Raw genomic sequence first — 19,849 nt, 5'->3', positions numbered from 1 at the left:
GCGCCCCCGAAGCCGACCGGCTTCGGGGGCGCCTGTGCGTCGCCGGGGGTACGTGGTCCGGGACGCGGGCCCCGCACGCTAGAGGCGGACCCGGACCCGCATGCTAGATGCGGACCTGCACGGCGCGCGCCAGCCGGTCGTGCAGGCCGCGGCCGTCGCGATCCCAGATCAGCGCCGGGATGACCAGGGCCAGCAGCGCGGTGCGCACCACTACCCGGACGATGCCCAGGCGGCCGCCGTCCTGCGAGATCACCCGCAGGCCCATGATCCGCTTACCGGGGGTGAAGCCCACGGTGCCGAGGGTCAGGATGCTCAGGGCCACGAAGAGCCCGAGCGTCCAGTTGCCCGCCGCGGCCAGGCTGCCGCCCGTGATCAGCCCGTACGCGATCAGCTGGCAGCCGATCCAGTCGAGGGCGACGGCGCCGAGCCGGCGCCCGGACCGCGCCACGGAGCCGGGCCCCTCCTGCGGCAGACCGAGCCGCTGGCCCGGATAGCCGAAGTCGACGCCCATGTCCTCGGCGGCCGCGCGGGGGCCGGAGAGCCATGATCCGATTGCTTGCCTGTTGTCCACCCGACCACGGTACCCGTGGTGCTCCACACCACTCCCGCGGGACCCTGGTTAACTTGTGCGAAACAAATGGGTCATGCTTGAGAAATCCCGTCTGCTTATGGTCGGGTCAGCGTGCGGCACCGCACTGACGCACCACGAGCTATACAGCCCGTCCCTACCCCGGGGTCGGGAGTAGGAGGAGTTGGATGTTCCAGAACGCCGACGACGTGAAGAAGTACATCGCAGACAACGACGTCAAGTTCGTTGACGTCCGCTTCTGCGACCTGCCGGGTGTGATGCAGCACTTCACCATCCCGGCAGGAGTCTTCAACCCGGACGAGGAACTGGCCTTCGACGGCTCCTCCATCCGCGGCTTCCAGGCGATCCACGAGTCGGACATGGCCCTGCGCGCCGACCTGTCGACCGCGCGCCTGGACCCGTTCCGTCGTGACAAGACGCTGAACATCAACTTCTTCATCCACGACCCGATCACGGGCGAGGCCTACAGCCGCGACCCGCGCAACATCGCGAAGAAGGCCGAGGCGTACCTCGCCTCCACCGGTATCGCCGACACCGCGTACTTCGGCCCCGAGGCCGAGTTCTACGTGTTCGACAGCGTGCGCTTCGCGACCTCGGCGAACGAGTCCTTCTACCACATCGACTCCGAGGCCGGCGCCTGGAACACCGGCTCCGAGGAGAACAACCGCGGCTACAAGGTCCGCTACAAGGGCGGCTACTTCCCCGTCGCCCCGGTCGACCACTTCGCCGACCTGCGCGCCGAGATCTCCCTCGAGCTGGACGCCCAGGGGCTCCAGGTCGAGCGCCAGCACCACGAGGTCGGCACCGGCGGCCAGGCCGAGATCAACTACAAGTTCAACACGCTGCTCGCCGCGGCCGACGACCTGATGCTCTTCAAGTACGTCGTGAAGAACGTCGCCTGGCGCAACGGCAAGACCGCGACCTTCATGCCGAAGCCGATCTTCGGCGACAACGGCTCGGGCATGCACGTGCACCAGTCGCTGTGGGCCAACGGCGACCCGCTGTTCTACGACGAGGCCGGCTACGCGGGCCTCTCGGACACCGCGCGCTACTACATCGGCGGCATCCTCAAGCACGCCCCGTCGCTGCTGGCGTTCACCAACCCGACGGTGAACTCCTACCACCGCCTGGTGCCGGGCTTCGAGGCGCCGGTCAACATGGTCTACTCGCAGCGCAACCGCTCGGCGGCCATGCGCATCCCGATCACGGGCTCGAACCCGAAGGCCAAGCGCGTCGAGTTCCGCGCGCCGGACCCGTCCTCGAACCCGTACCTGGCGTTCTCGGCCCTCCTCCTGGCCGGCCTCGACGGCGTCAAGAACAAGATCGAGCCGATGGAGCCGATCGACAAGGACCTCTACGAGCTCGCCCCCGACGAGCACGCGGCCGTCCCCCAGGTCCCGACCTCGCTCGACGCGGTCCTGACCGCGCTGGAGAACGACCACGAGTACCTGCTGGCCGGCGGTGTCTTCACCCCCGACCTGATCGAGACGTGGATCGACTACAAGCGCACGCACGAGATCGCCCCGATCGCGCAGCGCCCGCACCCGCACGAGTTCGAGCTGTACTTCGACCTCTAAAAAGGTCGGCGCCTCCAAAAAGGTCGGCCCAGACGGCAGAAGGAAGTCCCCCGTCATTCTCTGCGGAGAGTGACGGGGGACTTCATTCTGTCACGCTCTGCTTTGACATCGGGGTGGGGCGGGCGGAGGGTGGAAATGCCCGATGTGTCACAGGTAAGCAAGGCTTGGAGGTGCATGGATATGCATCGCAGGATGGTTTCGGGGGTCATAGCGGGGGCTGCTGGAATCGCGCTCGGCCTGATGCCGGTCGGCGCGGCCTTCGCGACGGGTGGTCCGCACGGCGACCACAAGTGCTCCCACAGCTCCCACGACTACCGCTGTTGTGACAACCGCTGGAGCGACCCGCGCGACTGGCCCGACTGGTGCTGGGACTCCTACGGCCAGGGCGGCAACGGCGGCAACGGCCACTGGAGCCACTGGGACCACGACGGTCGGGGCGGCCACGGTGGCAACGGCCACTGGGACCACGACGGTCGGGGCGGCCACGGTGGCAACGGCCACTGGGACCACGATGGTCGGGGTGGCTACGGCGGCAACGGCCACTGGGACCACGATGGTCGGGGCGGCTACGGCGGCAACGGCCACGGGGACCACGACGGTCGGGGCGGCTACGGCGGCAACGGCCACGGGGACCACGACGGTCGGGGCGGCCACGGCGGCTACGGCGGCAACGGCGGGGACCACGACTGGGCCAACAACTGGGACGGTCGCGGCGGCCACGGCGGCTACTGAGCCAGGACGGACATCCCGCGCGTGAGCTCGCGCACGGCATGAACGGCCAGCTTCGACGGCGATCCGGGGCCCAGGGTCGGGGCGTCGGTCGACGCCCACACCTCGAGGGACACCCGGATCGCGTCGGTGGCGGCCGCGGCGAGCAGGCGTACGGACAGCGGGTCGGCGTCCGGCCCGGCAAGGCGGGAGATCAGCGGGACCAGGTGCTCCTCGGAGTCCTGGTTCACGCGGTACCAGACTCCGCGCAGCGCCGGGTCGGTCGCCGCCGCACGCAACAGGCCGCGGGTCGCCTCCAGGCCCTCCGCGACCGCCTGCGGGTCGGTGAGGGAGCGCATGACGGCGCGCTCCAGCGCCTCGCCCAGCGGGGTGCCCGGCTCCTCCTCGGCGAGCAGCGCGCGCCAGGAGTCGCCGCCGCCCGCGAGCAGCGGGGCCACGGCCTCCTGCTTGTTGCGGAAGTAGCGGTAGAACGTGCGCAGTGCCACCCCGGCGCGGTGGGCGATGTCCTCGGCGGTCGTCCCGTCGGGGCCGTGTTCGGCGAAGAGTTCGCAGGCCGCACGCGCGATGTCGAGCTGGGTGGCAGCCTTGCGGCGCTCGGTCAGCGACTGTGCTCCGGAACCCGTCTGGGGAGAGTACGGACGAGGGGATCTCACCTGTGAAGCGTACCTCGCGCGAACCCGTGTGATCGCACGCTCTGACACCCTGGCAAACCGTGTCAGAGCCCCGGTACGCTCCGCCCATGAACCGTTACGAAGGACGTCGCGTCCTCATCACCGGCGGCGGCTCCGGCATAGGCCGGGCCACTGTGCACCGCATCCTCTCCGAGGGCGGCCGCGTCCACACCGTGGACGTGGACGAGGCAGGCCTGAAGACCACCACCGAACAGGCCGCCGCCGGGCACGACGCGGGCCGGCTCACCACCGCCGTCCTCGACATATCCGACGAGGCCGCCGTACAGGCCGGCGTCAACGCCGCCGTCGCGCGCCTCGGCGGACTCGACGTCCTCGTCAACGCGGCGGGCATCCTGCGCTCCGCGCACACCCACCGCACCACGCTCGACCTCTGGAACCAGGTCATCGCGGTCAACCTCACCGGAACCTTCCTGATGATCCGCGAGTCGCTCCCGGCGCTCCTGGAGGGCGACCAGCCGGTCGTCGTGAACTTCAGCTCCACCTCGGCGTCCTTCGCCCACCCCTACATGTCCGCCTACGCGGCCAGCAAGGGCGGCATCCAGTCCATGACCCACGCGCTGGCCGCCGAGTACAGCAAGCAGGGCCTGCGCTTCGTCAGCGTCGCGCCCGGCTCCATCGAGAGTGGCATGACCACCGGCCCCGGCCCCGGCCTGCCCGAGGACACCGACTGGTCGCTCTTCGCCAAGCTCGCCCCGGCCCTCGGCCAGGGCTTCGCCGGTCCCGAGACCGTGGCCGGCGTCGTCGCCATGCTGGGCTCCGAGGACGGCGCGTTCATCACCGGTACGGAGATCCGCATCGACGGCGGTACGCACTACTAGGCCGTCACCGGACCCACCGGCCGACCCGGCCGACCCGGGCGTCAGCCTCTGAAACGGTCCCAGAGCCGGGTGAAGCGCTCCGCGAGCACGGCTTCGTTCTCGAAGTCCAGCGGGGTGCCCTCCGGCTCCGCCGGTTGGAGGGGGATGCCGAGATCCGGCGCGACCGCACCCGTCAGCTGCTCGTACGCCTCGTCGGCCGCGTACCCCAGCTCCTCGCCGTCCCCGTCGATCTCCTCGTCGAAGTCCTCCAGGAGCTCCGCCAACTGGTCGGGGTCGTGGACCCCGCCCTCGAAGACCTCCCGCCCCTGACCGATCAGCCAGCAGCGGAAGTAGTCGAAGGCATCGTCGCTCGCCCCGTCGAGCAGCACCCAGGCGGCGCCCCACAGGTCCCAGGTGTAGGCCCGGTTGTAGCGCGACTCGAAATGCCGGGCGAAGTCCAGGACGGAGTCCGGGTCGAGCTGTACCAGCCGCTCCACGAGCAGCTCGGCGTGTTCCTCGGGGTCGCCGTCGGCGGCCTCGCGGGTGCTGTCCACGATCTCCCAGAACTCCGTCTCGTCCATCACTGGTCCAGCATCACGGGTCCACCCCCCTGCCGCCACCGCGCATGCCGCGAAAGGCCGGTTGTGCCACCTTCTCGGCCCCACCCGGCGGGTGAAACGCCGTGAGGCGGCCCGCCCCCGAAGGGTCGGGCCGCCTCACGGTCGAGGACCTGCGGCGCGCACGGCTCAGAGGCCGTAGCGCTCCCGGGCCTCCTTGACGGAGGACGCCGGCACCTCGCCGCGGCGGGCGAGCTGGGCCAGCGCGGCCACCACGATCGACTGGGCGTCGACACCGAAGTGGCGGCGGGCGCCCTCGCGGGTGTCGGACAGACCGAAGCCGTCCGTGCCCAGCGAGGTGTAGTCCTGCTCCACCCACTGGCTGATCTGGTCCGGGACCTGGCGCATCCAGTCGGAGACGGCGAGGACCGGGCTGGTGACACCCTCCAGCGCGCGGGTGACGTACGGGGTGCGCACCTCGCCGCGCAGCAGCGCCTCGTCGCACTCCAGCGCGTCGCGCCGCAGCTCGCCCCAGGAGGTGGCGGACCAGACGTCGGCGGCCACGTTCCAGTCGGCGGCGAGCAGCTTCTGCGCCTCCAGCACCCAGTGGATCGCCGTGCCCGAGGCCATCAACTGGATCTTCGGGGCTTCGGCGGCCGGAGCCGCCTCGCCCAGGCCGGCGGCCTGGTTGAAGCGGTAGAGGCCGCGCAGGATGCCCTCTTCCACGCCCTCCGGCATCGCCGGCTGCACCTTCGGCTCGTTGTAGACCGTCAGGTAGTAGAAGACGTCTTCCGGCTGCTCGCCGTACATGCGCCGCAGACCGTCCTTGACGATCACCGCGATCTCGTACGCGAAGGCCGGGTCGTAGTTGAGCGACGCCGGGTTCGTGGACGCGATCAGGTGCGAGTGGCCGTCCGCGTGCTGGAGGCCCTCACCGGTCAGGGTGGTGCGGCCGGCGGTGGCACCGACGATGAAGCCCTTGCCGAGCTGGTCGGCGAGCTGCCACATCTGGTCGGCCGTGCGCTGCCAGCCGAACATCGAGTAGAAGATGTAGAAGGGGATCATCGGCTCGCCGTGCGTCGCGTACGACGTGCAGGCGGCGATGAAGTCGGCCATGGCGCCGGCCTCGGTGATCCCCTCGTTGAGGATCTGGCCGTCCTTGGCTTCCTTGTAGTACATGAGCTGGTCGCGGTCGACCGGCTCGTACGTCTGGCCCAGCGGCGAGTAGATGCCGGCCGACGGGAAGAGGGACTCCATACCGAAGGTACGGGCCTCGTCCGGGACGATCGGCACCCAGCGCTTGCCGGTCTCCTTGTCCCGCATCAGGTCCTTGACGAGCCGGACGAAGGCCATGGTGGTGGCCATCTCCTGCTTGCCGGATCCCTTGAGCAGCGGGGCGAAGGAACGGTCCGCCGGGGCGGGCAGGGCCACGTGCTTGACCTTGCGGGCCGGGGCCGGGCCGCCGAGCGCGGCGCGGCGCTCGTTGAGGTAGCGCACCTCGGGGCTGTTCGCTCCGGGGTGGCCGTACGGGACCTGGCCGTCGGCGAAGGCGCTGTCCGGGATCGGGAGGTCAAGGAGGTCGCGCATGTCCTTGAACTCGTCGATCGTCAGCTTCTTCATCTGGTGGTTCGCGTTCTTCGACTCGAACCCGGCACCCAGCGTGTAGCCCTTGACGGTCTGCGCCAGGATGACCGTCGGCGCGCCCTTGTGCTCCACGGCGGCCTTGTACGCGGCGTAGACCTTGCGGGGCTCGTGGCCGCCGCGCGAGCTGTGGAAGCACTCGGCGATCTTCGCGTCGGAGAGCACACCGGCGAGCTGCACCAGCTCGGCGTTGGCGCCGAAGAAGTGCTGGCGGATGTAGGCCACGTCGCGGGTCGCGTACGTCTGGAACTGCGCGTCCGGGACCTCGCGCAGGCGCCGCACCAGGGCGCCCGTGGTGTCGAGCTGGAACAGCTCGTCCCAGGCGGAGCCCCACAGGGACTTGATGACGTTCCAGCCGGCGCCCCGGAACTGGGCCTCCAGCTCCTGCACCACGCGGAAGTTGGCGCGGACCGGACCGTCGAGGCGCTGCAGGTTGCAGTTGATGACGAAGGTCAGGTTGTCGAGCTGCTCGCGGGAGGCGAGGGCCAGGGCGGCGGTCGACTCGGGCTCGTCCATCTCGCCGTCACCCAGGAAGGCCCAGACGTGCGAGCCGGCGGTGTCCTTGATGCTCCGGTTCTGCAGGTAGCGGTTGAAGCGCGCCTGGTAGATCGCGGAGAGCGGGCCGAGGCCCATGGAGACCGTCGGGAACTCCCACAGCCACGGCAGGCGCCGCGGGTGGGGGTAGGACGGCAGGCCGTTGCCGCCGGACTCCTGGCGGAAGTTGTCGAGCTGCTGCTCGGAGATGCGGCCGTCGAGGAAGGCGCGGGCGTAGATGCCGGGGGAGGCGTGGCCCTGGATGTAGAGCTGGTCGCCCGATCCGTCGGCCTCCTTCCCGCGGAAGAAGTGCTGGAAGCCGGTCTCGTACAGCCACGCCGCGGAGGCGAAGGTGGCGATGTGGCCGCCGACGCCGTACTTGGAGCCGCGGGTCACCATGGCGGCCGCGTTCCAGCGGTTCCATGCGGTGATCCTGGCTTCGAGATCCATGTCACCCGGGAACTCGGGCTCCGCGGCGGTCGGGATGGTGTTGACGTAGTCCGTCTCCAGCAGCTTCGGCAGCGCGAGACCGGCGGCCTCGGCGTGCTGGAGCGTACGGCGGAGCAGGTATTCGGCGCGGCGCGTACCGGCGGCCTTTGCGACGGCGTCGAGGGAGGCCGCCCATTCGGCGGTCTCCTCGGTGTCGCGATCCGGGAGCTGGTCGAGCTCGCTCGGAAGCTTTCCTACGGGGTCGGACATCGGTGTGCGCCGCCTTCCGGACAAAGGAGAGGTGGTGAAAAAATCCCTGACGGGCAGGACAGGGTGGGTGGACCTGGTTGAGGTCCGGAACGACTGTAAGTCGCTGATCGATGATCGATCAAATAAAAGTGGCCAAGAAATGTCATTCCGATCAAAAGTCGGCACCGCGTGCCAGATCATTAGGCACGCCGTGCCGGTCAAACCAGGGTAATACGGTGTTCCCAGCGCGGTCGGCCGAGGTCACGCGCGGGGCGCGCACCCCAGGACATGCCGCTTCACCAGCAGTCCGATGTCCGGATCCTGACTGCGGAAGGCCTCGACGAGCGCTTCGTGCTCCTCGGCGTAGGACTTCTGCACCGTGCCCAGCCAGCGGATGGACAGGGCCGTGAACACCTCGATGCCCAGGCTCTCCCACGTGTGCAGCAGCACGCTGTTTCCGGCCGCCCGCACCATCTCCCGGTGGAAGCCCACCGTGTGCCGTACCTGCGCCGTGCCGTCCTCGCTGCGGTCGGCCTCCCAGAGCGCGGCGACATGCGGCTCCAGGGCCGTGCAGTCGGCCGCCAGCCGGGGCGCGGCCAGCTCCGCCGCGATCTGCTCCAGGCCGGCCCGGACCGGGTAGATCTCCTCCAGGTCCGCCGCGGAGAGATTCCGTACGCGCACGCCCTTGTTCGGCGCCGATTCGATCAGCCGCAGCGTCTCCAGCTCGCGCAGGGCCTCCCGTACGGGGGTCTGGCTGACCTCCAGCTCCACCGCGATCCGGCGCTCGACGATCCGCTCGCCGGGCTTCCAGCGCCCGCTGACGATCCCCTCCACGATGTGCTCGCGGATCTGCTCGCGCAGCGAGTGCACGACGGGTGGGGTGATCATCGGCGCTTCATCTCCTGTGGGGCGCGCAGTGCTCTGATGCGTAGACAATACGGCCGTGTCGGCCGCCGTGTTGGGTTCCCGGTGGGTGGCCCCGGGTGAGGCTGGTTACAGGCCACCGCCCGGCCGGACCTGCGACGGCGCCCCCGCCCGGAGGTGTTCCGGGCGGGGGCGCCGTGGGTGAGGTCCTGTGCGTGCCGTGCCTTGCCGGCGCGGCTCTGCCTCGTGTGGTTCCTGGCGGTCTCAGAGACCGAGCTCGACCTCGAACTCGCCGGCCTCGAGGATCGCCTTGACGGCCGAGAGGTACCGGGCCGCGTCCGCGCCGTCCACCAGGCGGTGGTCGTAGGACAGGGTCAGGTACGTCATGTCGCGGACGGCGATGACGGTGCCCTCGGAGGTCTCCAGGACCACCGGGCGCTTGACCGTGGCACCGATGCCCAGGATGGCGACCTGGTTCGGCGGCACGATGACCGTGTCGAACAGCGCACCGCGCGAGCCGGTGTTGCTGATGGTGAAGGTCGCGCCCGACAGCTCGTCCGGCGTGATCTTGTTGCCGCGGACCTTGGCGGCCAGGTCGGCGGTCGCCTTGGAGATGCCCGCCAGGTTGAGGTCACCGGCACCCTTGATGACCGGGGTCATCAGGCCCTTCTCGGAGTCCACGGCGATGCCGATGTTCTCCGAGTCGAAGTAGGTGATCGTGCCCTCGTCCTCGTTGATCCGGGCGTTGACGACCGCGTGGGCCTTCAGCGCCTGGGCAGCGGCCTTGACGAAGAAAGGCATCGGCGAGAGCTTGACGCCCTCACGGGCCAGGAAGGAGGCCTTGGCCTTCTCGCGCAGCTTCATGATCTTGGTGATGTCCACCTCGACCACGGAGCTGAGCTGCGCCTGCGAGTGCAGGGCCTTCATCATGTTGTCGCCGATGACCTTGCGCATGCGGGTCATCTTGACGGTCTGACCGCGCAGCTCGGACACCGCGGCGGCCGGAGTCTTCGCGGCCGGAGCGGCGGCGGCCGGAGCCGGGGCGGCGGCAGCGGCCTTGGTGGCCTCGGCGGCCGCCAGGACGTCCTGCTTGCGGATACGGCCACCGACACCGGTGCCCGAGACCGCGGACAGGTCCACGCCGGACTCCGAAGCGAGCTTGCGCACCAGCGGAGTCACGTACGCGCCCTCGTCACCGGAGACCGCCGGGGCGGCAGCCGGGGCAGCGGCCGGAGCCGGGGTCACCGGAGCCGGAGCGGCGACCGGGGCGGCAGCCTGGACCGGAGCCGGGGCGGCCACGGGGGCCGGGGTCTGGACCGGAGCCGGAGCGGCCGGAGCCGGGGCGGCCACGGGGGCCGGGGCCTGGACCGGAGCCGGAGCGGCCGGAGCCGGAGCGGCAGCGGGAGCCGGGGCGGCGGCCGGAGCCGGGGCGGCGGGGGCCGCCCCGGCAGCGGGGGCGGCACCGGCCGCACCGATGACGGCCAGGCGGGCGCCGACCTCGGCGGTCTCGTCCTCGCCGACCAGGATCTCCAGCAGCGTGCCGGAGACCGGCGCGGGGATCTCGGTGTCGACCTTGTCGGTGGAGACCTCGAGCAGCGGCTCGTCGGCCTCGACCGACTCGCCGACCTGCTTCAGCCAGCGGGTGACGGTGCCCTCGGTGACGGACTCGCCCAGGGCGGGGAGTACGACATCGGTGCCCTCGGCGGAACCGCCGCCGGCCGCGGCCTCGGCCGTCGGCGCGGGCGCCGGGGTCGCGGTCTCGGTGGACGGGGCGGCCTCAGGGGCCTCCGGAGCCTGAGCCGCGGGGGCCGCGGGGGCCGCGGGGGCCTCGGGAGCCGCCGGGGCCTCGGCGGCCGGAGCGGCGGCCGGGGCGGCCGCGCCGGAGCCGTCATCGATGACGGCCAGCTCGGCGCCGACCTCGACGGTCTCGTCCTCGGCCACCTTGATGGAGGCCAGGATGCCGGAGACGGGAGAGGGGATCTCGGTGTCGACCTTGTCGGTCGAGACCTCGAGCAGCGGCTCGTCGGCCTCGACGCGCTCGCCCTCGGCCTTCAGCCAGCGGGTGACAGTGCCCTCGGACACGCTCTCTCCGAGCGCCGGCAGGGTTACGGAAACCGGCATGGTTTCAGTTGCTCCTAACGGTGGGATCTCCCCAGCTCAAGCGAAGCGCCGAGCGTGGGGAAGTGCGGAAGTGGTCGTCGCGCCCGTGACGATCAGTCGTGGGAGTGAAGCGGCTTGCCGGCCAGGGCCAGGTGGGCCTCGCCGAGCGCTTCGTTCTGGGTCGGGTGCGCGTGGATGAGCTGCGCGACCTCGGCCGGCAGAGCCTCCCAGTTGTAGATCAGCTGGGCTTCGCCGACCTGCTCGCCCATCCGGTCACCGACCATGTGGACGCCGACCACGGCACCGTCCTTGACCTGGACGAGCTTGATCTCGCCCGCGGTCTTGAGGATCTTGCTCTTGCCGTTGCCCGCGAGGTTGTACTTCAGGGCCACGACCTTGTCCGCGCCGTAGATCTCCTTGGCCTTGGCCTCGGTGATGCCGACGGACGCGACCTCGGGGTGGCAGTACGTGACGCGCGGGACACCGTCGTAGTCGATCGGGACGGTCTTGAGACCGGCCAGACGTTCCGCGACCAGGATGCCCTCGGCGAAGCCGACGTGCGCGAGCTGGAGGGTCGGGACGAGGTCGCCGACCGCCGAGATGGTCGGCACGTTGGTCTGCATGTACTCGTCGACCAGGACGTAGCCGCGGTCCATCGCGACGCCCTGCTCCTCGTAGCCCAGACCCTGCGAGACCGGACCGCGGCCGACGGCGACCAGCAGCACCTCGGCCTCGAAGGTCTTGCCGTCGGCCAGCGTCACGCGGACGCCGTTCTCGGTGTACTCGGCCTTGTCGAAGAAGGTGCCGAGGTTGAACTTGATGCCGCGCTTGCGGAACGCGCGCTCCAGAAGCTTCGAGCTGTTCTCGTCCTCGACCGGGACGAGGTGCTTGAGGCCCTCGATCACGGTGACGTCGGAACCGAAGGACTTCCACGCCGAGGCGAACTCGACGCCGATGACGCCGCCGCCGAGCACGATCGCGGACTCGGGGACGCGGTCCAGGACCAGCGCGTGGTCCGAGGAGATGATGCGGTTGCCGTCGATGTTCAGGCCCGGCAGCGACTTCGGCACGGAGCCGGTCGCCAGCAGGACGTGGCGGCCCTGGACGCGCCGGCCGTTCACGTCGACGGAAGTCGGGGAGGAGAGGCGGCCCTCACCCTCGATGTAGGTCACCTTGCGGGAGGCGACCAGGCCCTGCAGGCCCTTGTACAGGCCCGAGATGACCTCGTCCTTGTACTTGTGGACACCCGCGATGTCGATGCCCTCGAAGGAGGCCTTGACACCGAACTGGGCGGCTTCACGGGCCTGGTCCGCGATCTCGCCCGCGTGCAGCAGAGCCTTCGTGGGGATGCAGCCGTTGTGCAGGCAGGTGCCACCGAGCTTGTTCTTCTCGATCAGGGCAACGTCCAGACCCAGCTGGGATGCGCGCAGCGCCGCGGCGTAACCGCCACTGCCACCGCCGAGGATCACTAGGTCGAAAACGGTGCTGGCGTCGTTCGCCACGTCACGTCCTCCATGCATGTGCGCCGGGCACCGGTCCTCTGTGACCGGGCGGCGGCTGGTAATCGGCCGCTTGTTTCTTCGGCCCTGTGGTGGGGGCCCTGTCCTGCCGAGAACCCATCTTCGCATTTGTCGGGGGAACGCGGGACGCCGGGCCCGCACTGTGGCAGGTCGATCTGCCGGGACGAGGGGTTACCGAAGCGTAGAAACGTACGGATTTCGTTGTCGGTGAACACGCCCCGGGTCCTCGGCGAGGTCCCGGGGCGAGTCACGTCTCACATGCGTGCACCCGCGCACCCGTGCACGCCGTGAGCCGGCGCTCGGTGAGGCGCCGGCTCAGCCCAGGTCGCCCGTGGCCGTACGCTCGGCCAGCCGCACCAGGGTGCGGACGGCCGAGCCGGTGCCGCCCTTGGGGGTGTAGCCGTACGGGGCACCCTCGTGGAAGGCCGGGCCGGCGATGTCGAGGTGGGCCCAGGTGATGCCCTCGCCGATGAACTCCCGCAGGAAGAGGCCGGCGACCAGGCCGCTGCCCATGCGCTCGCCCATGTTGGCGATGTCGGCGGTGGGGGAGTCCATGCCCTTGCGCAGGTCCTCGGGGAGCGGCATCGGCCACGAGGCCTCGCCGACCTCCTCGGCGATCTCGTGGATCGACGTACGGAAAGCGTCGTCGTTGGCCATGATGCCGAAGGTGCGGTTGCCGAGGGCCACGATCATCGCGCCGGTCAGGGTGGCCACGTCGACGATCGCGTCCGGGTTGTCCTCGGAGGCCTTCGTCAGCGCGTCCGCGAGGACCAGGCGGCCCTCGGCGTCCGTGTTGAGCACCTCGACGGTCTTGCCGCTGTACATGCGCAGCACGTCACCGGGGCGGGTGGCGGAGCCGGACGGCATGTTCTCGGCCAGCGCGAGCCAGCCGGTGACGTTGACCCGCAGGCCCAGCTTGGCGGCCGCGACGACGGCGGCGAAGACGGCGGCGGCGCCGCTCATGTCGCACTTCATCGTCTCGTTGTGGCCGGCCGGCTTCAGGGAGATGCCGCCCGAGTCGTAGGTGATGCCCTTGCCGACGAAGGCGAGGGTCTTCTCCGCCTTGGCGTGGGTGTAGGAGAGCTTCACCAGGCGCGGCGGGTTCTCGGACCCCTTGCCGACGCCCATGAGGCCGCCGTAACCGCCCTTGAGGAGCGCCTTCTCGTCCAGGACCTGGACCTTGATGCCGTTCTCCTTCGCGGTCGCGGACGCGACGGCGGCGAAGGCCTCGGGGGTGAGGTCGTTCGGCGGGGTGTTGATCAGGTCACGGGCGATGTTGACCTCGGTCGCGACGATCGTGGCGCGCTCGGCCGCGGCCTTGTGCTCCTTGTCGCGCGGCTTGGCGCCCAGCAGGGCGATCTCGGCGAGCGGCAGCTTGGGGCCGGCGTGCTTGTCGCCGTTGCCGGCCTTCTTCTCGCCGCCCTGGTAGGCGGTGAAGGCGTACGAGCCGAGCAGCGCGCCCTCGGCCACGGCGGTGACGGCGGAGGCGTCGTCCAGGGGCAGGGCGAAGGCGGCCTTCTTGGTGCCGTGCAGCGCGCGGGCGGCCACGCCGGCGGCGCGGCGCAGGGCCTCCTCGTCGTACGACTCGTCCTCCTCCGGGAGGGACCCCAGCCCGACCGCCAGCACGACCGGGACCTTCAGGCCCGAGGGGGCCGGCAGCTTGGTGGCCTCGCCTTCGGCGCCCGAGGCACCGAGTGCGTCGAGCACGGCGGCGAGCTTTCCGTCGTACGCCTTGTCCACGGCCTCGGCGCCCGCGGCGACGACCGGGCCCTTGGGGCCCTTCGCCACGCCGACCACGAGGGCGTCGGCGCGCAGCGTCGCCGCGCCGGCAGTGCTGAGAGTCAGAGCAGTCACGGTGGTGAAGTCTCGCTTCCGTTTATGTGTGTGGGCCGAGTGGGTGGACGGCCATCCGGTCGCGATCGTATTCGGGGCCGAGCCGTCGCCGGAAATGAGCGTACGCGCACGGACTCGTCCGTACGCCACTCGAAGGTTTGGCAGATTGTTCGATCAACAGGTCGTCAGATTCACCCATCTGTGGACTCTGCTCCGGGTTTGCTCCGTAGACGTGACGAGGTCCGAAAGACTCGGTCCACTCTCGCAAGGGGACGCGGGGTTCCTTTGCATGATTTCCACAGAGCCTCCCCCGGCCCGGCCGTCCGCCCAGGGCCGTTCCGAGGGATGCCTGCGGGGGGAAGGCCCACATGGTCAACAAGAACCGGGTCCACAGGCTCGCCGCCGCCTGCGCGGCGGCAGCCCTGGTGTCCGTGGCACTACCCGCCTCCACCGCCCAGGCGGCCACGGCACCGCGCATCGACCTGAAGGTGCTCGTCGTCGACGACGGCGGCAGCTCGGTCGAGGCGATCACGGCGGAGCTCCGGGACACCGGGGTCCCGTACACCCGCGTCGAGCTCGGCAGCGGAGGCCGCCCGGTCATCAACGCCGCGTTCCTCAGCGAACCCTCCGACAGCGCGACCGGCCGTCCGCGCGCCAAGTACCAGGGCGTCGTCCTGCCCAACGAGAACCCCTTCGGGGAGGGCTCGGCCGAGATGGCCGCGCTCGCCGCGTACGAAAAGGCGTACGGGATCCGCCAGGTGGACGCCTACACCTGGGCGCACCCGGGCGTGGGGCTGGAGTACACCGACAACGGCGGGTACAGCGGCCAGCTCGACGGGACGCGGGCGGCCGTCACCCCGGCCGGCCGGGCGGGCCCCTTCCGCTACCTCGGCGGCCAGGTCGCCTTCGAGGACAACTCCGCCCTCGTCCCCGAGAGCTACGGCTTCATGGGCAGGCCGCGGGCCGGTTACACCAGCTACCTCGACGCCCCCGTCGGCTCCGCCGGCTCCGAACGGGCCTCGCTCCTCGGCGAGTACACCCACGACGGGCGCAGCGAGCTCGTCGTCACCTTCGGCTACAACCAGCACCAGCAGCAGTTCCGGCTGCTGGCCCGCGGCATCGTGGAGTGGCTCACGCAGGGCGTCCACCTCGGCCGGAGCCGCAACTACTTCGCGGTCCACGTCGACGACGTCTTCGCCCCCGACGCCCGCTGGAACAAAGAGCTCAACTGCACCCCCGGCGACTACGCCTGCGCGGGCGGGGAGGGCAAGGAGAGCACCATCCGGATGACCGCCGCCGACGCGCGGTACCTGGCGCAGTGGCAGCAGGCCAAGGGCTTCAAGCTCGACATGGTCTTCAACGCGGGCGCCGGCGAGGAATGGAAGACCGAGAACGGCAACACCGACGCCCTCACCGCGCAACTGCTCGCGGACCGGGCCGCGTACCGCTGGATCAACCACACCTACACCCACCCCTTCCTGGGCTGCGTCCAGGACACCACCACCGTCCCCTGGAGCTGCACCAAGAACGCCCAGGGCGCCGTCAACTGGATGAGCCGCGCCGAGATCTCCGCGCAGATCCGCGACAACAACGACTGGGCCGCCGCCAAGGGCATCACGCTCGACCGCAGCGAGCTCGTCACCGGCGAGCACTCGGGCCTCAAGACCCTCCCGCAGCAGGACCGGGACAACCCCAACCTGGCGGGCGCGCTCGCCGACAACGGCGTCAAGTGGGTCGCCAGCGACAACTCCCGCGAACCCGCGCAGCGGGCGGTCGGCACCTCCCTGACCGTCCCGCGCCACCCGATGAACGTGTACTACAACACGGGCACCAACGCGGAGATGGCCGACGAGTACAACTGGATCTACACGAGCCGTGAGGACGGCGGCAGCGGCGTCTGCGAGGACAACCCGGCGACCTCCACCTGCCTGCCCGACCCGGTCGACGTCAACACCGGCTACCTGGACCACATCGTCCCGCAGGAGGCCCGTACCGCCCTGCGCCACGTGCTCGCCAACGACCCGCGGCCGCACTACGTCCACCAGTCCAACCTCGCCGAGGACCGCACCCTCTACCCGGTGCTCGACCGGGTCCTCGACACCTACCGCACGCTGTACGCCCCCAGCGCGCCGCTCGTGAACCAGACGCAGAAGGGAGCCGGTACCGAGCTCGGCCGCCGCGCCGCCTGGGACAGGGCCCTCGCCGCGGGCCGGGTCACCGCCTACCGCATCGGGACGGACGTCACCGTCAAGGCACCCGCCGGCGTCGTCGCCCCCGTCACCGCGCCCGAGGGCACCAGGAAGCAGCTGCTCCTGGGCACCGCGGTCTTCGGCAGCCCGTACGCCGGGACCCGCTCGGCCTGGATCGGGCCCGAGGCGCTGCAGTCGGCCGTCACGCTCAAGCTGCCCAGCTGACCGGCCGGCCGTCCGACGCCCCGGCCGAGCAACCGGCCGGCCGTCCGACGCCCGAGCACAGCAACCGGCCGGCCGTCCGACGGTCCGGCCGTCCGACCCGCCGTACCACCTAGCGCCGGCGCTCCGCGAACCCACGGGCGCCGGCCCCTTTTCCGTCCTGGGGGGACACACCGCATGAGCCATGGGCGCCACGTCACCATGCTCACCGAAGGCACCTACCCGCACGTCCACGGGGGCGTCAGCACCTGGTGCGACCAGCTGGTGCGCGGCATGCCGGAGGTCGACTTCAACGTCATAGCCCTGACCGGCTCCGGACGCGAGCCGGTCACCTGGGAACTCCCGCGCAACGTCTACCGCCACACCGCCGTCCCGCTCTGGGGCGCTCCCACGGGCCGCGGCCGCCGCGCGGCCCTGCGCGGCAGGGCCCACCGCCGCTTCACCGAGATCTACGAGACCTTCCTGCTCTCCCTGCTCGATCCCGCCGGGGGAGGATTCTCCGAAGCCCTGCGCGAACTGGCTGTACTCGCCCGCGCCGGCAAGCTCGCCCGGGCCCTGCGCTCCGAATCCGTGCTGCGCCTGCTGATGGCCGTATGGACCCGCCCCGGCCTCGCCACCGCCGACGCGCGCCCCACCGTCCACGACGCGCTCACCGCCACCGACCTGCTGGAACACGCGCTGCGTCCGCTCGGTGTACGGATCCCGCACGACAGCGTCGCCCACGCCGTCAGCAGCGGCCTCGCCACCCTCCCGGCCCTCGCCGCCAAACGGCTCGACGGAGTGCCCTTCCTCCTCACCGAGCACGGCATCTACCTGCGCGAGCGCTACCTCGGCTACCGCAGCGCCGCCCAGCGCTGGCCCGTCAAGGCCCTCCTGCTCGGCTTCTACCGCGAGCTCAACACCGAGGGCTACCGCCGGGCCGACCTGATCACCCCCTGCAACCAGTACAACCGCCGCTGGGAGGAGCGCGGAGGCGCCCGCTCCGACCGCATCCGCACCGTCTACAACGGCGTCGACCCGCAGGCCTTCCCCGCAGCCGGCCCCGAACCCGAGGTGCCCACCCTCAGCTGGTGCGGCCGCATCGACCCGATCAAGGACCTCGAAACCCTCATCCGCGCCTACGCCTTCATGCGCGAGGAACTGCCCGCCCTGCGGCTGCGCCTCTTCGGTCCCGTCCCCGACGGCTGCGCGGAGTACAAACTCCGTCTGGAGAAGCTCGCCGCCGAACTGGGGGTGAGCGACGGCATCACCTACGAGGGACGCGTCGAGCAGGTCGCCCGGGCCTACGCGGCCGGCACGGTCGTGATGCTCTCCAGCATCAGCGAGGGCTTCCCCTTCAGCATCATCGAGGCCATGTCCTGCGGCCGCACCACCGTCTCCACCGACGTCGGCGGAGTCCGCGAGGCCGTCGGCGACACCGGCCTCGTCGTCCCGCCGCGTGAACCCGAGACCATGGCCCGCGCCACCCTCGCCCTGCTCCGCGACGACGTACGCCGCCTCGAACTGGGCCGGATGTCGCGCGAGCGGGTCGTACGGAAGTTCACCCTCCACCAGTCCGTGGACGGCTTCCGGCACATCTACCGGGAGCTCGCCGGCCAGCCCGTCCTGCCCGTCCACGCCGGCGACGGCTGGACCCAGCGGCTCGCCGACCCCTGGTACCGGGAGCTCGCCGCGATGGGGCGGCCCCGCACCAAGTCGGCCGAAGGGAGCCGGTGGTGAGCGGATCCCTCTGGCTGAAGCCGCCCGGTCCGGGGGCACCTCCGGTACGGCACCGACGCGCCGCCGCCGGCCGCTCCGGACCGGCGCACCCGCCCGGGCCCGTCCCCGACACCCTGCCGGCCGTCCCGCGAGCGCGCCGGGAAGGCCCCGCCACCGACCCGATGGACGAACTCGCCGAGCGCCTCGACGTGTTCGTCGCCGGCGCCGTCCACCCGGACGAGATCGCCGCCATCCTCGAATCCGACGGCATGACCGACGAACACATCCGGCTCACCTACGGCCGCCACGACTCCTTCGGCCTCGCCGAAGAGCTCTACGCCCGGGTGCCCCGCGCCTTCCCCGAGCCGGACGGCGCCCCCGACCCCTGGAAGGTCTCCCTCACCGCCTGCCTGCTGCGCGGGGTGATCTTCGCCCTGCCCGGCCTCGCCTACCTGCTCGGCGCACCCCTGCTCGACGGCCCGCAGGACCGCCTGGGCCTGCCCGCCGGGACGCTGACCCTGCTCGCCGGGGCGCTCATCGGCTGGACCTGGGACCAGGCCCTGTCCCACCGGGCCTACTCCTGGCTCGGCCTCGGCGACCGGGCCGCCGCCGGGCGGACCCTGCTCGTCGGCGCCCCCGCCGGGTCCCTGCTGGGGACCGCCGCCGCGCTGGCCGTGCCCGGCGGGCCGCCGTTCTCCTACGCCTTCGCCGCCGGGCAGGCCCTCTACGTCGGGGCCGCCACCGTCCTGCTCGTCCTCGGCCGTGAGCGCGTCCTGCTCGCCGCGCTCGGCCCGATGGCCGCCGGAGCCCTGCTCGTGCTCTTCGTGGACCTGCCCGTGCCGGTGCGGGTGACCCTGCTGGTCGTCTCCCTGCTCGCCGCCTGCACCCTGGCCGTACGGGAACTGCCCCTGGCCCGGGGGGTACGGGCCGCCGCGCGCCGCATCCGCGGCCGCGGCCGCGCCGCACGCAGGCCCGGAGCCGGGCCGGTGCGGTGGCGGATGCTGCGGGGCGCCGAGGAGGAGTACGCCCCGCGCGGGCCCCGGCTCGGGGACTCGGTGCCGTACGGGGTCTTCGGCCTCGGCACCGGCCTCCTCGTGCTGTACGCCGCCCTCGGCGAGGTGCTCGCCGGCGGCCCCGCCGAAGCGGTCGCCGCCCCGGCCGCGGTGGCCCTCACGCTCAGCATGGGCCCCGCCGAATGGCTGCTCCACCGGTTCCGCAGCGGCAGCCTGGCCGGGCTCCGGGCGGCCCGCTCGCCCGGGGCGTTCCGGCGGCGGATGCTCGGCACGCTGGGCCGGTGCCTCGCCCTGTACCTGGTGGTGCTGCTGGCCCTGGGCGTCGCCGGAACCCTGCTCTGGCCGGACGCCCCGGGCCTCACCGGAGTCCGCGTCGCGACCCTGCTCCTGCTGGGCGCGGTCATGTGGACCGGCCTGCTGCTCCAGTCCTTCGGGGCGGTGCGGCCGGCCGCCGCGGTCTGCGCCTCGGCCGCCGTCGCCCAGAGCCTCGCCCTGCTGACCGGGCTGGGGCCGCCCCGGGTGGTACAGCTCGCCGTGGCGGCTGCGGCCGCCACCGTGCTCGCCCTGCTGGTCTGCCTGCTCCTCGGCCGTGTGACCGCGCACCGCTGACCGACCG

Annotated in this window: 14 protein-coding genes; 6 read left to right on the top strand and 8 right to left on the bottom strand. The window is 71.3% G+C overall.

Translation table 11 applies throughout. The features are described 5' to 3' along the window. Window positions 1-103: 103 nt before the first annotated feature. Window positions 104-571, bottom strand: a complete 468-nt coding sequence (locus tag ABZX75_RS21280; RefSeq protein WP_355412726.1) for an RDD family protein — start codon at window positions 569-571, stop codon at window positions 104-106. A 185-nt stretch (window positions 572-756) separates the two neighbouring features. Here ABZX75_RS21280 and glnA point away from each other — a divergent pair, with 185 nt between their 5' ends. Both glnA and ABZX75_RS21270 read left to right on the top strand, forming a co-directional pair. Next, window positions 757-2,166 carry a type I glutamate--ammonia ligase gene (gene glnA / locus ABZX75_RS21275; protein WP_355412723.1) on the top strand — a complete coding sequence of 470 codons (1,410 nt, stop codon included), beginning with the start codon at window positions 757-759 and terminating at the stop codon, window positions 2,164-2,166. Between the two features lie 180 nt (window positions 2,167-2,346). After that, entirely contained in the window at window positions 2,347-2,898 is a 552-nt protein-coding gene (locus tag ABZX75_RS21270) for a hypothetical protein (protein WP_355412721.1), read from the top strand. On the opposite strand, the gene ABZX75_RS21265 is transcribed toward ABZX75_RS21270, so the two are convergent. Beyond that, window positions 2,892-3,548: a TetR family transcriptional regulator gene (locus ABZX75_RS21265; protein WP_355412719.1), complete on the bottom strand. Its 657-nt coding sequence runs from the start codon at window positions 3,546-3,548 to the stop codon at window positions 2,892-2,894. The genes ABZX75_RS21270 and ABZX75_RS21265 overlap by 7 nt on opposite strands. 86 nt (window positions 3,549-3,634) lie before the next feature. Between ABZX75_RS21265 and ABZX75_RS21260 the strand changes: the two genes are divergently transcribed. After that, entirely contained in the window at window positions 3,635-4,405 is a 771-nt protein-coding gene (locus ABZX75_RS21260) for an SDR family oxidoreductase (RefSeq protein ID WP_355412717.1), read from the top strand. Between the two features lie 41 nt (window positions 4,406-4,446). Here the strand turns inward: ABZX75_RS21260 and ABZX75_RS21255 are convergent, their stop codons facing one another. The 6 genes from ABZX75_RS21255 to ABZX75_RS21230 all read right to left on the bottom strand — a co-directional run bounded on the left by ABZX75_RS21255 (window position 4,447) and on the right by ABZX75_RS21230 (window position 14,132). Beyond that, window positions 4,447-4,965 carry a DUF4240 domain-containing protein gene (locus tag ABZX75_RS21255; RefSeq protein WP_355412744.1) on the bottom strand — a complete coding sequence of 173 codons (519 nt, stop codon included), beginning with the start codon at window positions 4,963-4,965 and terminating at the stop codon, window positions 4,447-4,449. A 165-nt stretch (window positions 4,966-5,130) separates the two neighbouring features. After that, complete coding sequence (gene aceE / locus ABZX75_RS21250) at window positions 5,131-7,815, bottom strand: pyruvate dehydrogenase (acetyl-transferring), homodimeric type (RefSeq protein ID WP_355412715.1); 2,685 nt, start codon at window positions 7,813-7,815, stop codon at window positions 5,131-5,133. 240 nt (window positions 7,816-8,055) lie between these two features. Then, a complete protein-coding gene (locus tag ABZX75_RS21245) occupies window positions 8,056-8,679 on the bottom strand; it encodes a GntR family transcriptional regulator (protein WP_355412742.1) in 624 nt (207 codons plus the stop codon). Window positions 8,680-8,922: 243 nt separating this feature from the next. After that, window positions 8,923-10,779, bottom strand: a complete 1,857-nt coding sequence (sucB, locus tag ABZX75_RS21240) for a 2-oxoglutarate dehydrogenase, E2 component, dihydrolipoamide succinyltransferase (RefSeq protein ID WP_355412713.1) — start codon at window positions 10,777-10,779, stop codon at window positions 8,923-8,925. A gap of 92 nt (window positions 10,780-10,871) precedes the next feature. Beyond that, window positions 10,872-12,260, bottom strand: coding sequence for a dihydrolipoyl dehydrogenase (gene lpdA / locus ABZX75_RS21235; protein WP_355412711.1), 1,389 nt, complete (start codon window positions 12,258-12,260; stop codon window positions 10,872-10,874). 333 nt (window positions 12,261-12,593) lie between these two features. Then, window positions 12,594-14,132: a leucyl aminopeptidase gene (locus ABZX75_RS21230; protein ID WP_355412709.1), complete on the bottom strand. Its 1,539-nt coding sequence runs from the start codon at window positions 14,130-14,132 to the stop codon at window positions 12,594-12,596. 347 nt (window positions 14,133-14,479) lie between these two features. Here ABZX75_RS21230 and ABZX75_RS21225 point away from each other — a divergent pair, with 347 nt between their 5' ends. The 3 genes from ABZX75_RS21225 (at window position 14,480) to ABZX75_RS21215 (ending at window position 19,842) form a co-directional block, all read left to right on the top strand. Continuing rightward, window positions 14,480-16,525: a hypothetical protein gene (locus tag ABZX75_RS21225; RefSeq protein ID WP_355412707.1), complete on the top strand. Its 2,046-nt coding sequence runs from the start codon at window positions 14,480-14,482 to the stop codon at window positions 16,523-16,525. Window positions 16,526-16,699: 174 nt separating this feature from the next. Beyond that, the gene (gene pelF / locus ABZX75_RS21220) at window positions 16,700-18,241 is read left to right on the top strand and encodes a GT4 family glycosyltransferase PelF (RefSeq protein WP_355412705.1); all 1,542 of its coding nucleotides are present in this window, start codon (window positions 16,700-16,702) and stop codon (window positions 18,239-18,241) included. Beyond that, window positions 18,238-19,842: a hypothetical protein gene (locus ABZX75_RS21215; RefSeq protein WP_355412703.1), complete on the top strand. Its 1,605-nt coding sequence runs from the start codon at window positions 18,238-18,240 to the stop codon at window positions 19,840-19,842. The genes pelF and ABZX75_RS21215 overlap by 4 nt, the downstream gene beginning before the upstream one ends. Window positions 19,843-19,849 lie beyond the last annotated feature (7 nt).

The sequence above is a fragment of the Streptomyces sp. NPDC003038 genome (assembly GCF_040611115.1).
Classification (GTDB): domain Bacteria; phylum Actinomycetota; class Actinomycetes; order Streptomycetales; family Streptomycetaceae; genus Streptomyces.
This window is presented reverse-complemented; position numbering and strand designations above follow the sequence as displayed.

Bases quoted from the DNA above. Each gene is read 5' to 3' on its own strand.
- ABZX75_RS21270 (WP_355412721.1), top strand. From the start codon at position 2,347: ATGCATCGCAGGATGGTTTCGGGGGTCATAGCGGGGGCTGCTGGAATC.
- sucB (WP_355412713.1), bottom strand. From the start codon at position 10,779: ATGCCGGTTTCCGTAACCCTGCCGGCGCTCGGAGAGAGCGTGTCCGAG.
- ABZX75_RS21260 (WP_355412717.1), top strand. From the start codon at position 3,635: ATGAACCGTTACGAAGGACGTCGCGTCCTCATCACCGGCGGCGGCTCC.
- aceE (WP_355412715.1), bottom strand. From the start codon at position 7,815: ATGTCCGACCCCGTAGGAAAGCTTCCGAGCGAGCTCGACCAGCTCCCG.
- pelF (WP_355412705.1), top strand. From the start codon at position 16,700: ATGAGCCATGGGCGCCACGTCACCATGCTCACCGAAGGCACCTACCCG.
- glnA (WP_355412723.1), top strand. From the start codon at position 757: ATGTTCCAGAACGCCGACGACGTGAAGAAGTACATCGCAGACAACGAC.
- ABZX75_RS21255 (WP_355412744.1), bottom strand. From the start codon at position 4,965: ATGGACGAGACGGAGTTCTGGGAGATCGTGGACAGCACCCGCGAGGCC.
- ABZX75_RS21225 (WP_355412707.1), top strand. From the start codon at position 14,480: ATGGTCAACAAGAACCGGGTCCACAGGCTCGCCGCCGCCTGCGCGGCG.